This window comes from Rhizobium sp. NZLR1 (assembly GCF_017357385.1).
In the GTDB taxonomy this organism is placed as follows: Bacteria; Pseudomonadota; Alphaproteobacteria; order Rhizobiales; family Rhizobiaceae; genus Rhizobium.
On record NZ_CP071632.1, the window covers coordinates 3597304 to 3613630 of the forward strand.

Annotated in this window: 11 protein-coding genes; 7 read left to right on the top strand and 4 right to left on the bottom strand. The window is 61.3% G+C overall.

Features of this window, described 5'->3' with window-relative positions; translation table 11 throughout:
* The first annotated feature begins 141 nt into the window (after positions 1-141).
* From J3O30_RS17855 to J3O30_RS17865, 3 genes are all read left to right on the top strand, one after another.
* Positions 142-1686: a cation:proton antiporter gene (locus J3O30_RS17855; RefSeq protein WP_207581566.1), complete on the top strand. Its 1545-nt coding sequence runs from the start codon at positions 142-144 to the stop codon at positions 1684-1686.
* Between the two features lie 260 nt (positions 1687-1946).
* Positions 1947-3125: an efflux RND transporter periplasmic adaptor subunit gene (locus tag J3O30_RS17860; RefSeq protein ID WP_207581567.1), complete on the top strand. Its 1179-nt coding sequence runs from the start codon at positions 1947-1949 to the stop codon at positions 3123-3125.
* Entirely contained in the window at positions 3122-6307 is a 3186-nt protein-coding gene (locus J3O30_RS17865; protein ID WP_207581568.1) for a multidrug efflux RND transporter permease subunit, read from the top strand. The genes J3O30_RS17860 and J3O30_RS17865 overlap by 4 nt, the downstream gene beginning before the upstream one ends.
* A gap of 33 nt (positions 6308-6340) precedes the next feature.
* On the opposite strand, the gene J3O30_RS17870 is transcribed toward J3O30_RS17865, so the two are convergent.
* A complete protein-coding gene (locus J3O30_RS17870; protein ID WP_207581569.1) occupies positions 6341-7117 on the bottom strand; it encodes a metallophosphoesterase family protein in 777 nt (258 codons plus the stop codon).
* A 262-nt stretch (positions 7118-7379) separates the two neighbouring features.
* Between J3O30_RS17870 and J3O30_RS17875 the strand changes: the two genes are divergently transcribed.
* Entirely contained in the window at positions 7380-8504 is a 1125-nt protein-coding gene (locus tag J3O30_RS17875) for a monooxygenase (protein ID WP_207581570.1), read from the top strand.
* A gap of 1 nt (position 8505) precedes the next feature.
* On the opposite strand, the gene J3O30_RS17880 is transcribed toward J3O30_RS17875, so the two are convergent.
* Together J3O30_RS17880 and J3O30_RS17885 are read right to left on the bottom strand one after the other, a co-directional pair.
* Positions 8506-8970, bottom strand: a complete 465-nt coding sequence (locus J3O30_RS17880) for an Rrf2 family transcriptional regulator (protein ID WP_207581571.1) — start codon at positions 8968-8970, stop codon at positions 8506-8508.
* Between the two features lie 174 nt (positions 8971-9144).
* Positions 9145-9933 (bottom strand): SDR family oxidoreductase, encoded by a 789-nt coding sequence (locus tag J3O30_RS17885; protein WP_207581572.1) that lies wholly within the window; start codon positions 9931-9933, stop codon positions 9145-9147.
* 143 nt (positions 9934-10076) lie between these two features.
* Here J3O30_RS17885 and J3O30_RS17890 point away from each other — a divergent pair, with 143 nt between their 5' ends.
* Positions 10077-10847, top strand: a complete 771-nt coding sequence (locus J3O30_RS17890; protein WP_207581573.1) for a TIM barrel protein — start codon at positions 10077-10079, stop codon at positions 10845-10847.
* Here the strand turns inward: J3O30_RS17890 and J3O30_RS17895 are convergent.
* Positions 10844-11863: a LacI family DNA-binding transcriptional regulator gene (locus tag J3O30_RS17895; protein WP_207581574.1), complete on the bottom strand. Its 1020-nt coding sequence runs from the start codon at positions 11861-11863 to the stop codon at positions 10844-10846. The genes J3O30_RS17890 and J3O30_RS17895 overlap by 4 nt on opposite strands.
* Before the next feature lie 167 nt (positions 11864-12030).
* Between J3O30_RS17895 and J3O30_RS17900 the strand changes: the two genes are divergently transcribed.
* On the top strand, positions 12031-13956 hold the full coding sequence (locus J3O30_RS17900) for an ABC transporter substrate-binding protein (RefSeq protein WP_207581575.1): 1926 nt from the start codon (positions 12031-12033) through the stop codon (positions 13954-13956).
* A gap of 188 nt (positions 13957-14144) precedes the next feature.
* Positions 14145-16253, top strand: coding sequence for an alpha-amylase family protein (locus J3O30_RS17905; protein WP_207581576.1), 2109 nt, complete (start codon positions 14145-14147; stop codon positions 16251-16253).
* Positions 16254-16327: the final 74 nt, after the last annotated feature.

Consider the following 16327-nt stretch of genomic DNA (forward strand, 5'->3'; position numbering starts at 1 on the left):
TGAAAATGCCGCAGCCGGCCGAGCCTATCCTGGGTTCCCCTCTATCGCCCTTTCGAGACGCCAGACGGTAGCCGCGGCCCGGCTCCGCCCTAGTTCCGAGACAGGAGCAGCCTCCGTCGGAGGCGCGCATTGGGGAGCTCGATGGCGTTCTTCGAAAGCATGTTGACGCTGCTGCTGGTGGCAATCGTCTTTCTGCAATTCTCCAGGAAGTTCAAAATTCCATATCCGACCATGCTGGCGATCGCCGGCGTCATTGTCGCCGCCGTGCCCTGGGCGCCCGAGGTCGCGATCGATCCCGAACTTGCACTTGCGCTGCTGGTGGCACCCGTGCTCTTCGACGCCGCCTATGATCTGCCGCCGAGAACGTTGCGACGAAACTGGCTGCCGCTCTTCTCGCTCGCCGCCATCGCCGTGATCCTAACGGCCGCCGCGGTCGCCACCGTCAGCGTGACGATGGCCGGCCTGCCGCTTGCCGCTGCCGTCGCACTCGGCGCCATCGTCGCGCCGCCGGATGCCGCGGCGGCGACCGCCATGCTCGACCGTTTCACCCTCCCGCGCCAAACCTATGTGATCCTGAAGGGCGAAAGCCTGCTCAACGACGCCGTCGCGCTGCTGATCTTCAGCGCCGCGGTTGCCGCGGCGGCGAGCCCCACCTTCTTCGCCGGCGTTCTGGCGCAACTGGCGCTCGCCGTGCCTGGCGGCCTCATCCTCGGTTACCTCATGGGCCGCCTGTACATGATCGTCGGTCTGAGGCTGGCCGGCACGCTTGGCGGCACCTTGCTCGAATTCGTCGCCACCTTTGGCACGTGGATCATCGCCGAGCGGCTGCACCTTTCGGCCATTCTGGCGATCGTCGTCTATGCCATGGTGATCGCCCGATATATGCCCGAGCGGCAGACCGCCCGCCACCGCATTCATTCGTATTCGGTCTGGGAAGCAGCAGTTTTCCTGCTCAACGTGCTCGCCTTCCTGCTGATGGGCCTGCAGGTCCGGCAGATCGTTCTCGACCTCGATCCCGGTCGCCTGAGTTTCGCCATCACCTTAGCCGCCGCGGTCTTCATCACCGTTATCGTCGTCCGCCTGGCCTGGGTACTCTTCTATAATCGCGTGGTGAACTTTCTCGCCGCGCGCGGACACACGACACAAGCGGCTCCGACATTCGCGACCAGCCTGCTTGCCGGCTGGTGCGGCATGCGCGGTCTCGTCACGCTGGCGACAGCACTTGCTCTGCCAATCGACTTTCCGGATCGCGATATCATCCTGCTCAGCGCGCTGGCCGTCGTTCTCGGCACGCTCATCATCCAAGGCCTGACGCTCGGACCGCTGATCCGTTTCCTGAAATTCGACCCCGACACCTCGCTGGACCGCGACCTCGTCAGAGCTCGCGTCGCGTTGATCGATGCAGCGCTTGCCGAGCTTGCCGACGACGAGGATAAATCCGCGCGCATCCTGCGCGAGGTCTATACCTCCGAACGCGAGATCGCCGCCGACGGAAAACACCCACGCGAGGTCAGCAAGTTGGACAAGCAGCGCCGCAACGTCATCGCCGCCAAACGCCGCAGACTGGCGGCGATGCGTCGTGCCGACGAGATCGACGACGATGTTTTTCACATGCTGGAACAGGAGCTCGATTGGGCCGAACTCGCCGTCCTGCCGCCCGGCCGCGACGAGATCGTCGAGAGCTGACGCCATCCATGACGTTTTGATGGATTTCGAAACCGCAGCCAATTGGCATTTGCTATTTTTCGCCGCTGCCGTTTATATCCGGTTCCATAGGTTACGATTTTTCCGATTTGCATTGTATGCCGGCCTTCCCTCCCATGGATTGAACGCCGGGGGAAATCACGAGGGCCGAGGCCTTCGTTCAAAGCAGCAAGACGTGAATAGCATCACCTAATCTTAGGTTCGGCGGCAGTCTATCAGCCGTCGCGATTGGAGGGACCGGTATGAGTTACGTGCTTCGACGGATATTGATGCTCGGCTGCATCACCACGTTCATGCCTCTGGCGGCGATGGCGCAGGGCGCACCGTCTGCCCCTCCTCCGGTCACCGTCGCCAAGCCGGTCGTTCGTGATGTCATCGACAGTGACGAATTCATCGGCCGCTTCGAGCCGGTCGACGAAGTCTCCGTTCGCTCGCGCGTTGGTGGATACCTGCAGGAAATCCATTTCCAGGACGGTGCATTGGTCAAGCAGGGCGACCTGCTCTTCGTCATCGACCAGAGGCCCTTCGTCACCGCGCTCAGCCAGGCAAAGGCGACGCTCGAAGCGTCGCAATCGGCTCTGGTCTTTGCCGATGCGCAGTATAAGCGCGCGCAATCGCTTGCCGCGAGCGGCAGCCAGTCGGCGCAGACACTGGATGATCGCCGCCGCGAATTCGATTCGGCCGAGGCCAATGTCCGCGGCGCGCAGGCCGCAGCCGATCGCGCTTCTCTCGACATGGAATATACCGAAATCAAGGCGCCGCTCAGCGGCCGCATCGACCGCCGACTGATCTCGGCCGGCAACCTTGTGCAGACCGACCAGACCGTCCTAACGACCATCGTTTCGCTCGACCCGATCGATTTCTATTTCGACGTCGATGAGCGCCGCCTGCTGAATTTCGCCGACACGGCGCGCAAAGTGGGCAAGGAACTCCAGTTGGGCGGTGGCGGGCTGGATGTATCCGTCACGATCTCGGATCCCTCTGCCAAACCATTTAAGGGAAAGCTCGATTTCGCTGAGAACCGGGTCGACAATCAGAGCGGCACCATTCGTCTCCGCGCCCGCTTTCCCAACCCCGATCTCGTCCTTCAGCCCGGCCTATTCGGCCGCATTCAGGTTGAAGCCTCCAACACCTACCAGGCCATTCTCGTCCCCGACGAGGCAATCGGTTCGGATCAGAATGAGCGTGTCGTTTATGTCGTCGCAACGGACGGCACGGTTTCGACCAAGCCGGTGCGAGCCGGACCGCGGCTTTACGGTTACCGCGTGATACGCGAGGGCCTCGACGGCACCGAGACGATCATCGTCAACGGCCTGATGCGCGCCCGACCGGGTTCAAAGATCACGCCTCAGATGACCGAATTGCCGCAGGAGCGGCAGGATACTGCGCCCGAAACTGCCGGCGCGGAGAACGGACAATGAGATTTGCTCATTTTTTCGTCGACCGGCCGATCTTTGCGGCGGTCATCTCGATCCTTTTTCTCGTCGTCGGCGGCATTGCCTACACGCAATTGCCGGTATCCCAGTATCCGGAGATAGCGCCGCCGACCATCGTCGTGCGCACCTCCTATCCCGGCGCCGACCCGCAGACGATCGCCGATACCGTTTCGACGCCGCTTGAACAACAGATCAACGGCGTCGAAGACATGCTTTACATGTCCTCGTACTCCAGCGCCGATGGCGCCATGTCGTTGACCATCACCTTCAAGCTCGGCACCGATCTCGACAAGGTCCAGGTGCTTGTCCAGAACCGGGTTTCCATCGCCCTCCCCCGTCTTCCCGAGGAAGTTCAGCGGCTTGGGGTGACCACCGACAAAAGCTCACCTGATCTGATGATGGTGGTGCACCTGCTGTCGCCGTCGCACCGCTATGACCAGCTTTACGTCTCGAACTACGCCCGCAACCGCATTCGCGACGTTCTCGTGCGCCTCGACGGTGTCGGCGACGTGCAGATCTTCGGCGAACGCCAATATTCGATGCGAATCTGGCTGGATCCGGAAAAGCTCTCCGCCTATGGCATGACGTCAGACGATGTCGTCTCCGCCCTGAGAGACCAAAACGTCCAGGTATCGGGCGGCAAGATCGGTGCCCCGCCGGTAACCGGCAAGAATGCATTCGAATATACGGTACGAACGGAAGGCCGCTTCTCCGATGCGCGAGAGTTCCGTTATGTCATCGTGAAATCGACGACAGCGGGGCGACTTGTTCAGTTGCAGGACGTCGCCCGTATCGAACTCGGCGCGCAGGACTACGTCACCAACAGTTATCTCAACAACGACCCCGCAGTTGCTCTCGGCATCTTCGCCCGGCCGGGAAGCAACGCGCTCGACACGGCCCATCAGATCCAGACGCTCATGAAGGACGTCTCGCAGAATTTCCCGCCGGGCCTGGAATATCGCATTGTATATGACACGACCGAATTCATCTCGGATTCGATCACCGAGGTATACAGGACCATCGCCGAGGCGGCCATCCTTGTGGCGATCGTCGTTCTTGTCTTCCTGCAATCCTGGCGAACCGCAATCATTCCGATCATCGCCATCCCTGTATCGCTGATTGGCACCTTCGCCGTCCTGCTGGCATTCGGCTTCTCGCTCAACATGCTCACCTTGTTCGGTCTGGTGCTGGCGATCGGCATCGTCGTCGACGACGCGATCGTGGTGGTGGAAAACGTCGAGCGCAATCTGGCCCGCGGCATGACGCCGAAGCAGGCTTCCCATGTCACGATGGACGAAGTCGGAACCGCCGTCGTCGCCATCTCGCTGGTGCTGATCGCCGTGTTCGTGCCGACAGCCTTCATCCCGGGCATATCCGGCCAGTTTTACAGGCAGTTCGCCGTGACGATCTCGGTCACCACCGCGATATCGGCGTTGAATTCACTGACACTGTCGCCCGCCCTTGCGGGGATATTGCTGAAAACCCATGACCATGAAACCAAGCCCACGAATGTTGCATCACGCCTGGGAAGAGGTCTTGCAAAGGGCTTCAATCATGGGTTCGATCGGCTGAGCTCCGGCTATTCATGGACCATTCGGCATCTGGTCAGCAGTTGGGTCGGCCTGACCGCGGCGATGGTCGCCTTCGTCTGCCTGCTCGGAGCAACCTGGTACATGAGCACCCGCGTTCCCGCGGGCTTCATCCCGACCATGGACCAGGGCTACGCGATCATCGTCATACAGCTTCCCGATGGTGCCTCGCTTGCGCGTACCGACGCCGTGGTCAAACAGGTGGGCGATATCGCCCGTACTGTGCCCGGTGTCGGCAACGCCGTACAGTTTGCCGGCTTCAGCGGCGCGACATTCACCAATGCCTCGAATGCCGGCGTCGTCTTCGTGCCCTTCAAATCCTTTGCTGAACGTGAAGAAGGCGGAGAGAACGCCAACAAGATCATCGGCGAGCTTTACGGCAAACTGCAAAGCATCCAGGAAGCCTTCATCATCGCCATCCCGCCGCCATCCGTGCGTGGCGTCGGCAATTCCGGTGGTTTCAAGATGCAGATTTCCGATCTTGAAAACGCCGACATGACGCGCGTGCTCGGTCTCGCCCGCCAGATGATGGGTGCGGCAGCCACGACCGAGGGACTGACCGGCGTCTTTACGACATTCTCCGATGCAAGCCCGCAATACTTCCTGGCGATCGACCGTGACAAGGCGCGGTTCTTGAACGTGCCGATCCCCAATATCTTCAACGCGCTTTCCATCAATCTCGGCGTCGCCTACGTTAACGATTTCAATGCGTTCGGCCGCGTCTACCAGGTCCGTGCCCAGGCCGACCGGCAATATCGCATGGACAGGGAAGACATCCTCGCCCTGAAGGTTCGATCGGCGACCGGCGCGCTGGTTCCGCTTGGAACGTTGATGGATATCCAAGATGCCAGCGGCCCGGCGCTTGTCCAGCGCTACAACATGTATGTCTCGGTGCCGCTTCAGGGCAATCCGACGCCGGGGACATCGACGGGCGATGCCATCGCGAAGATGGAAGCGCTGGCGGCGAAGATCCTGCCGCAAGGGACAACCTTCGAATGGACCGAACTCGCTTACCAGGAGACCCATACCGGCAACACGGCCGTTTACATCTTCGCCCTGTCTGTCGTCTTCGTCTTCCTGGCGCTGGCGGCACAATATGAGAGCTGGGTTCTGCCCTTGGCGATCATTCTCATCGTTCCGCTTGCGGTGCTCGCGGCGTTGATCGGGGTCTCGCTGAGAGGAATGGACAACAACGTCCTGACGCAGATCGGCCTGATCGTGCTGATCGGCCTTGCGGCCAAGAACGCCATTCTGATCGTCGAGTTTGCCAGGCAAGCGGAAGATGAGGGCAAGTCGCCGGTGGAGGCGGCCATCGAGGCCAGCCATCTCCGCCTGCGCCCGATCCTGATGACGGCATTCGCCTTCATCTTCGGCGTTCTGCCGCTTGCCATCGCCACCGGCCCCGGCGCCGAAATGCGCCAGTCGCTCGGCACCGCCGTCTTTTCGGGCATGCTTGGTGTGACGATCTTCGGCCTGTTCCTGACGCCGGTCTTCTACGTCGTGCTGCGCGGTTGGCGCCGCAACCGTCCGGCTGAGAAGGCGGTCGAGACCGTCCCGGTTGAGAGCGAGACGGCTTGATCCGCTTCGACAGGCGGCTGATAAGGCGAGAAATCAGGTTGAAAACAGATGCACCTCGCCCTGCCACAGGCGGGCGACGGTGAGCTTGCCGCTGCGATAGGCGCGCGTATCGAGATTGAGCCGTTTCGACCGTATGTCGGGCTCGTCATTCGGCGTATGGCCGTGAACGACGAGCTTCGGCAACGGCACCCGGCTTTCGAGAAAACGCTGACGGATGATGACCAGATCCTCATCCGTCTGCTCGCCCAGCGACAGCTTCGGATTGATGCCGGCATGCACGAAAATTACGCTTGGAGTCTCCAGCATGACAGGCATCGCCCGCATGAAATCGATATGCGTGTGTGGCAGCGACTGGCGGATAAAGGCATCGAGCTTTGCGCCGGAGGGAAAGACTAGCGGCAGATGCTCCGGATCGAGTCCATAAGATTTGAGCGACTCTGCCGAACCCATCCCCATCCACTCGTCATAGGAGATCCAGCCATCGATGTAGTCGAGCATGGCAATTTCGTGATTGCCGGTAAGGCAGATGCGATCGAAATCATCAGGCGGCGGCTCCATGAGATGCGTGATGACCCGGGCCGAATCCGGCCCACGGTCGATATAGTCGCCAAGCGTGACGATCAGCTTGCGACCCGGCAATCGAGCGGCATCGCGCAGGATCGCCTCTTCTGCTTTCACAAGCAGATCGTACCGCCCATGGATGTCGCCGATCGCATAGGTTGGGATAGCGGCAATATCCAGCCTCAGACGCGGTCTCGGCTGGCGTGCCATTTTCGAAACCTCGCCGTTGCGAGCAAGAGTGTCGCCCATCATGTTTCTCGATCAAGGAAGCCCCACTTCACCGTAAATAGAGTGGAGCACAAGGCAATCAAGCTGGTAAGAAAATTCAAAGCCTTCGGGTTTTGTAGAAAAACCGGCCTTATCATTCGTGGGCCAATCCTTCACTCCTGTATCTCTCGCATCGGCCCGAAAATCGGAGCGATTTTCGGAAGACACGATACGCGGAGTCAACGTGTTGCAGCGTCCGTTGCGCGTCTGAAAAGACGCGCGGCGCTGTAGGAAAGAGTGACCGATGGGAACGGTATCGCAGTTTCAGGATAAAGTGAGGCCTCCCGCACATCGCATCGAAAGTGAAGAGGAGGCGATATCCACGGCCCGCAGCCTCGCCGCCGCATTCCGGCATCGGGCGAGCGAACGCGATATCAACCGCGTGCTGCCCTTTGCTGAACTCGATGCGCTGTCGGTCTCGGGACTGACGGCGATCACCGTTCCGCCCGACTATCAGGGGCTCGACGTGTCGAACGCGCTGCTCGCCGAAATCGTTGCAATCATTGCCGAGGCCGATGCCTCGATCGGCGAGGCGCTGCAAAACCATTATTGCGTCCTGGAAACACTCCGCACCCATGCCGGCGAGGATTTGAAGGTATCGCTGTTTACCCGTGCGCTGCTCGGCGACCGCTTTGCGGGCGCCGGCCTCACCGAAGGGGCCGAGCTTACCGCCGAAGGTCCAGGCTACCGCCTGAGCGGGCGAACTCGGCAGACGCCCGGCATTCTATTCGCCGACTGGATCGCGGCTGCCGCCACCGCGCCGCCCAGCCGCCCAGTGACACTCTACCTCGCATGCGATGCGGTAGGCCTGCAGGTGATCGACGATTGGGACGGTTTTGGCCAACGCACCAATGGCTCGGGAACGGCGATCATAGGCAGGCTACACGTCAATGCCGATGCGATAGCGCCTTCCCCCTCCTCCGGAAATCCGACCGGCATCTCGCTCGGCCTGCTGCTCAAGGCCAGCGTCAGCCTCGGCATCGCGCGGGCCGCATGGACCGACCTCACGACCGCGATTGACGATTGCACCGCCGTCCTTGCTCAGCTCGGCGAACGCGCCGTCCGCATCGAAGCGACGGCGGCAGCCTTGGAACGGGCTGGCCGCAAACTCGATATTGCCCAGGTCAACCCTGTGGAGGCCGCGATGGCGGACGCGCATTTCTCTGCCTCGGCGGCCGCGATCCTTGCAGGGGAAACGGCAATCGACACCGCAAACGCGCTGTTCGAACTTGTAGGGGAAACATCCGCCGGCATCGGGCTCAATCTCGACCGGCATTGGCGCAATGCCCGCATTCACGCTCTATCGCTGCCACGGGACAAGCTGGTGCGTTCCGCAGGCGAATATAGGTCGAAGCCCGGCGACGCCTAATTCAGCTGGCAGCGGAGACCGGGAATTGTTCCTCGGGGCCTTCGATGCCGCCGCCATCGGCGACGAATTGCTCGAGGCTCATATTGTCGAGAATGGCGGCGATCGCGTCACGAACATCGGTCATCGAGCGCCGCACCTGACAGGTTTCCGGATCGGCGCAGTCGTCGCAGGCCTCGTAAGCCGTACGGCTGGCACAGCGAATCGGCGCCAGCGGCCCATCGAGCGTGCGGATGACATGGCCGATGCGGATTTCGGAAGCCGGCCGCGACAGGGAATAGCCGCCGCCCGGCCCCTTCTTCGACCGCAGGATGCCGACATTGCGCAGTTCGAGCAGGATCGTATCGAGGAATTTCTTCGGGATATTATTGCGGCTTGCGATGTCATTGATGAAGGCGGTCTCACCCGGCGCCAGCCGCGCCAGATCCACCAGCGCCTTAAGCCCGTATTTGCCCTTTTTCGTCAGCATCGTCTTTGCCCTGTAGAAAACGCAGTATTTATCCTGCCAATAGCAGGCAAATAGCGTCAAAAGCGTGAACATACAACAAAATAGCTATTATTTATAGCTTATATCGGCAACGTCCACAGGCCCGCCCGGCAGTCTTGAGAAGAACCGACTTGCCGAGCCATTGACAGCCTTTGGTCAGATCGTCTTCAGCATGCCGCCATCGACGAAATAGGTGGAGCCGATGCAATAGCTCGCGCGTTCCGAACTCAGGAAGACGAAGACGTTTGCCAGTTCCTCGGGAGTGCCGAACCGTTTGGAGGCGGCGTGTTCGTTGGCGACACCCTGCAGATAGCCCTCCCAGTTCCCGCCGGTTTCGGCCGTCAACTGCTTGGCGGTCTTGATCCAGTCGGGCGTCAGGATCAGGCCGGCATTGACGCAGTTGACGCGGATATTGTCCTTGATGAGCTCAGTCGAAAGCGTCTTCGAAAACATCATCAGTGCCGACTTGCTGACATTGTAGATCGGCTCGTACCAGAGCGGCTGGACAGCGCAGATCGAGGCATTGTGCAGGATCACACCGCCACCGCGTTCCTTCATCTGCGGCGCAATTCCGCGCGCCAGCCGCACGGCGGCCATCACATGCAGGTCCCAATAGGTCTGCCACTTTTCGTCGGGCGCCTCCATCACCGTCTCGTTCGAACCGGTGCCGGCATTGTTGATGAGGATATCGGCGCCGCCTTTTTCGGCCGCCGCTGCAATGATCGCCTCGGTTCCCGCAACCGTCGCGACATCGGCGACAATAGCGGCGGCGCTGACGCCATACTTCTCGGCGATCCGGGCGGCTTCCGCCTCGAGCCGTTCGCCGCCACGGGCCGCCAGCACCAGATTGGAGCCCTCAGCCGCCAGCCCCTCGGCGATCGCCAACCCAATCCCGACAGAGGCGCCGGTTATGACGGCGGTCTTTCCCTTAAGTCCGAGATCCATATTTTCCTCCGCGCAAGCGGCCGGCGGTTCCGGCCTGATGTGCCGAGTGTTCCGTCAATGAAACCGGGCGTCAAGCACCCAAACGCCTCTTGCGGCAGTCACCGATCTGTCGCAGCCTGCATCTACACATAAGAGGAGTTTTCATGCGACGTTATTCAGCCTGTATAGAGTGGCTGTTTGCCGAAGAAGGCGACCGCTTTCCCGATCGCATCGGCCGCGCTCGTGCCAGCGGCCTGACGGCGATCGAATTCTGGCGCTGGACCGACAAGGATCTGGATGCGATCGAGGCGGCGCTGAAGGAAAGCGGCCTTGCCGTCACCAGCCTCGTTGCCGAACCGATGATCGCGCTGACCGATGCCGCCAACCGGCAGGCCTGGCTGAAAGGTCTTGCCGAATCCGTCGCCGTGGCAAAACGTCTCGGCGCGCCGGTCCTGATTGCCCAGGCGGGCAACGATCTTCCAAACGTGCCCCGCGAGGAGCAGCGCCGGGCGCTCACCGAAACGCTGAAAGCCGGCGCCGATATTCTTGCCGGCAGCGGTGTGCGCCTCGGCGTCGAGCCGCTCAACATCCGCATCGATCATGTCGGCTATTTCCTCCATTCGACCCGCGAGGGCCTCGACATCATCGATGACGTCGCCCGCCCGGAGATCGGCATCGTCTACGACATCTACCATTCCGCCGTGATGGACGAGCGCACAGAAGAGGTGCTGAAGGGCCGTCTCGACCGCGTCATCCACGTCCATGTCGCCGATCATCCCGGCCGCAACGAACCGGGCTCCGGCGGCATCGACCTTGCCCACCGCCTCGGCTGGATTTTCGCCAACGGCTACGACGGTTCGGTCGGCCTGGAGTACCGACCGACCAGGCCCGGTGCGGACGCAGTCAGAGCTGCGATCGCCTCGCTCGGCGGTTAAGCTTGAGCGACGTCAGCGCTCGGCGCCACCTTGCATGGGCCGGCCGAGCGGCGCTCGACGATGCGGGAGGCAATCATGACACGCCGCGCCGGCATACCGGGCAGGCGTGGATTCTCGATGCGTTCGAGCAGGAGCCGCAGGCCGACCGCCCCGCATTCCTGCCCTTCCATCCTCACCGTCGTCAGCGCAGGCGAAATCTGCGTCGCCGGCGAAAAATCGCCGAAACCGACGACCGAAATATCATCGGGAATGCGATATCCTTGGCCGAGAAGCTCGGAAACCACGGTCAGCGCCAAGCCGTCATGTGCGCAGAAAAAGGCCGTCGGCCGGATATCTTTTTCTGCCAACGCCCGGAAGGCTGCGCCGAAGCCGGCTTGTTCGTCGAAATGCATAACATGCAGCGCAACATTGCCATAACGTTCTGCGATCTCCCGGGCGCCGTAGTAACGCTCCTGGCGCCCCCTGAACCCCGGCGTGCCATAGACATAGACGATGGAACGGTGTCCAAGATCTACCAGATATTGGATCACCGCCTGCCCCGCCTCGTGGTCCGTTCCGGTCACTTGGTCGGCCTGTTCCAGCGGATCGACCCAGCCGAAACGCACGATCGGAACGCCCGTCGCACTCACCGCCACCATTGCCTCGCGGTCGTGAGGCCCAACGATGATCAGCCCGTCGCAAGCGCGCGCAAGTTCCTCCAACTGTCCGGCATTGTGCGTCCAACGCACGCGCAACGTCATGCCGAGCCGGTGCGCCTCGCGCTGCACCCCGTTCTGCACCTGCATATAGAGCTCGCTATTGACCGCATCGAGATCATGAAAGACGACTGCGACTTCACCAGCGCCCCCCTGTCCCGCGGGCCTGGTATAACCGAGACGCTGTGCCGTCTCGCGAATCAGCGTGCGCGTTTCCTCGCTGACACCACTCTTGCCGGCAAGCGAGCGTGACACGGCATATTTCGAGAGGCCGACCTCCCGCGCGATCGTCTGCAACGTAACCCGGCCCCTACTTCCCACCTGACACCTCGCTCTTCGACTGATCGGCGCTATCGCGCTCGCAAGCCAAAATATTGCACTAACAGAACATAACGCTTTACCTAACAATATCCAAATGTAATCTTTCCTACATCCCAAGCCCGACGGCAAAATTAAGAACAAGGGCGCGGTTTTCGGAGGAGACCCCTATGATCAAGCTGAAACGTCGTGCGTTTCTGGCCGGGACGTCGGCCGCACTCATATTGCCGGCGCTGCCGGTTTTCGCCGCCGACTTCAAGGAAGCGGATATTCTGAAAGCGAAAGTTTCAAGCGGCGCCCTGCCGGCCCTCAAGGACCGGCTTCCAGAAAATCCGCTCGTCGTCAAGCCGGTCGAGAGCGTCGGCAAACACGGCGGCGACTGGAACATGGCGCTGGTCGGCGGCGGCTCGCTGTCGATGCTGTTCCGCTACCAGGCCTATGAGCCGCTGCTGCGCTATACGCCCGATTGGTCCGGCGTGACGCTGAATGTTGCAGAGTCCTTCGAGGGCGACGCCGACTCCAAGGTCTACACGATCCGCCTGCGCAAGGGCATGAAATGGTCTGACGGCCATCCCTACACCACTGAGGACATCAAGTTCTGGTACGACACTGTCTTCACCGACAAGCGTGTCGCCTTCGTCGGCCAGGATCACTGGAAGTCTGGCGGCAAGCCGGCCAAGCTCGAAATCGTCGACGAACAGACCTTCAAGGTCACTTTCGACAGGCCGAACGGCCTGTTCCCGCTGCAGGTCGCCTGGGCGAACAGCGACCAGACGACGCGCACGCCGAAGCACTATCTCGAGCAATTCCACATCGACTACAATCCGAAGGCCGATGAGCTCGCCAAGCAGCGCGGCTTCGAAAGCTGGATCGCCTCCTTCCAGGCGGCCGCCGGTTTCCAGGACGACAATGCCTTCTTCCTGAACTCCTCGAAGAAGCCCTGCGTCCACGCCTGGATGTTCACCGTAGCACCCGGCGAAAACACCGAGCGCGCCGTCGCCGAACGCAATCCCTACTATTGGAAGGTCGATACCGAAGGCAACCAGCTGCCCTACATGGACCGCATCGTCTACCAGATGGTCGCCGACCCGCAGGTTCTGCTGCTGAAGGCCATGCAGGGCGAAGTCGACCTAATGGATCAGTATATCGCCACTCCGAACAACAAGTCGGTGCTCTACGATGCGCGTGAGCAGGGCGGCTATGATTTCTACACGTTGACCTCGACCGAAGCCAATGTGATGAATTTCATCTTCAACCTGAACCACAATGACGAGACCAAGCGGAAACTCTTCCAGAACAAGGATTTCCGTGCGGCACTCTCCACCGCACTCGACCGGCAGGCGCTGATCGATGCCGTGCTCGTCGGCCAGGGTACGCCCGCCCAGCCCTCGATCAAGAAGGAAGATCCGCTCTACAACGAGCAGCTCGCCACGCAATTCACGGCCTATGACGTCGACAAGGCGAATGCCATGCTCGACCAGCTCGTGCCGAAGCGCGACGACCAGAACTTCCGCCTCGATGAGAAGGGTCGCCGCCTCACGATCATCTTCGAGATCGACCAGGCCCGAGCCGTCTTCCTCGATCTCTTCCAACTGGTCATCCCGATGTTCCAGGCGGTCGGCATCGATGCGCAGATGCGCTCGATGGACCGGTCGCTCTGGGAAACCCGCGTCCGCCAGGGCCGCGATTTCGATGCGACGGCGCACCAGTTCGGCGCCAATGGCGGCGTCGCCGCCATGCTGGACCCGCGCTACTACGTGCCGACCGATGCCAATGCCATGTACGCACCGGCCTGGCAGCTCTGGTACCGCGACCGCGGCAACGCCAATGCCGAGGAGCCGCCGGAAGGCACGAAGAGCCAGCTTGCTCTTTATGACAAGCTGAAAGCGACCTCCGACGCTGCCGGCCAGCACGAGATCATGAAGCAGCTCCTTCAGGGTGCCGCCGACAACTTCTATGTCTTCGGCATCTCGCTGCCGCCGGATGGCTACGGCATCGTCAAGAACAACATGAAGAACATCACGAAGACCATGCCGAACTCCTTCGGCTGGCCGACGCCCGCTCCGACGATGCCGGAGCAGTTCTACAAGGTCTGATGGCCTTTTCCAATGATGCATGTCAGGCGCCGGCTTCACCGGCCGGCGCCAGCGCATAGCCCCGAAAATCGGAATCGATTTTCGGAAAGGATTATACGCAAATTCAAAGTGTCAGAGCGTCACTAACGCGTCCTTTTCGACGCGCGCCGCTCTAAGGCCCTTCTTTTGCCAATGATTGGATGAAGACGATGCTCGACGCCAGGAAACAGAACACCGATACGTTGAGGACGCCGGAGTGGTTCAAGACCGCGACCCGCTGGACCCAGCTGACCTTCGTGGAGGATGACCCGGAAAAATATGACCCGGCCTTCTGGATCGATGTCTTCAAGCGCACCAAATCGAATGCGGTCTGTCTCAGCGCCGGCGGCTATATCGCCTATTATCCGAGCGATGTGCCCTACCACTATGTGAGCAAATATCTCGGCGACAAGGATATCTTCGGCGCGCTCGTCGACGCCGCCCGCAAGCTCGACATGCATGTCATGGCCCGCGTCGACCCGCATGCGATCCACGACGACGCAGCCAAGGCCCATCCGGAATGGGTGATGATCAATGCCGACGGCACGCCGCGCCGCCACTGGGCCTATCCCGATGTCTGGGTGACCAATGCCTATGGCGATTATAACACCGTTTTCATGCCGGAAGTGGTCAAGGAGATCGTCCGCAAATACGATATCGACGCGATCTTCGCCAATCGCTGGCAGGGCCACGGCGTCGATTACAGCGAAGACAGCGCTCGCCGCTTCAAGGACATGTCTGGCCATCACCTGCCGAAGAAGCCCGATGCCGAGGATCCGGCCTGGCAGGCCTGGGTGCAGTGGCGCCGCCGTGTGCTGACGGACATGATCGCCCAGTGGGACGATGCCGTGAAGGCGATCCGCCCGCATGCGAGCTTCATCCCGAACATGGGCGGCGCTTCGCTAATGGAGTTCGACCTCTCGGTCATCGCCAGGCATTGCCCCTTCCTCGTCGTCGACCATCAGGGCCGCAAGGGCCTTGAACTCGGCTGGTCGGCCGGGCGCAACGGCAAGCGCATCCGCGCCACCTTCCCCGACCGCCCGGTCGTGCTGATCACCTCGATCGGCCCGGAGGAGGAATATCGCTGGAAGGACGCCGTCACCTCGGGTGAGGAGATGCAGCTCTGGATCAATGACGGCACGGCCCACGGCCTCTACGCCTGGTTCACCAAGTTCAACGGCGTCGTGCCCGACAAGCGCTGGGTCGAGCCTGTGGCCGACGCCTTCGGTCTGCAGGCAGCCGTCGAGCCGGTACTGGAAAGCATGAAGCCGACCGCAGAAATCGCCGTCGTCGATCCCTCGACGACGCTGCGTCACTGGGCGCCGGAAGAGCGGCACTTTGCCGAGAAGCACGATCTCGGTCTCTATCACGCCCTCGTCGAAGCCCGCCTGCCCTTCGAACTGCTTTCGGATCAGGTGCTGACCGAGGACAACCTCGACCGTTTCAAGCTGATCATTCTCGCCAATGCCTCCTGCCTCTCGGATGTGCAAAACGCGGCGATCCGCGCCTATGTCGATCGCGGCGGCAGCGTCATCGCTTCCTATGAGACATCGCTGCGGGACGAGTTCGGCAAGAAACGTCCGGACTTCGGCCTTGCCGACGTGCTCGGTGCAAAATTCATCGCCGGCCCGCGCGGCATCGTCAAGAATACCTATATCGCCCTTTCCGGCGATCATCCGATCAACCAGGGTTATGAAGACGCCGAGCGCATCATGGGCGGCACCCGCCTCATCCACGCCGAGCCGTATGCCGATGCGAAGACACCCTTCCTCTACGTTCCCGATTTCCCGGATCTGCCGATGGAAGAGGTCTATCCGCGTGAGGACCCGAAAGGAGCGGCCGTCATCGCCCGCGAAACCGGCAAGGGCGGACGCACAGTCTATATCCCCTGGAATATCGGCGAGATCTTCTGGGAAGTCTTTGCTGTCGACCACGCCCGCCTGCTTGCCAATGCCGTCCACTGGGCGCTCGGCAAGACGCCGCGCATCACCGTCAAGGGCAAGGGCGTCGTCGATCTGGCGCTTCGAGAAAACGATCATGGCCTAGCACTTAGCCTCTTCAACCTCACCAACCCGATGATGATGAAAGGTCCGATCCGCGAGAATTACCCTCTGGCTACACAGACCGTTTCGGTGGAGATTCCAGAGGGCCGATCGATGGCGAAGGCGTGGCTTGTCGTTGCCGACCGCGCCGCAAGCTTCACCCTCGGGAATGGCCGCGCACAGGTGGAGGTGCCGAGCATTGATCGGCTGGAGGTGCTGCACCTCACCTGGAAATGAGGTGATACGCGAGGAGCGCTTTTGGCCTGGAGGGGCCGAAAGCGGATGGAGATCCGGGGGAAGCACCTCACGGT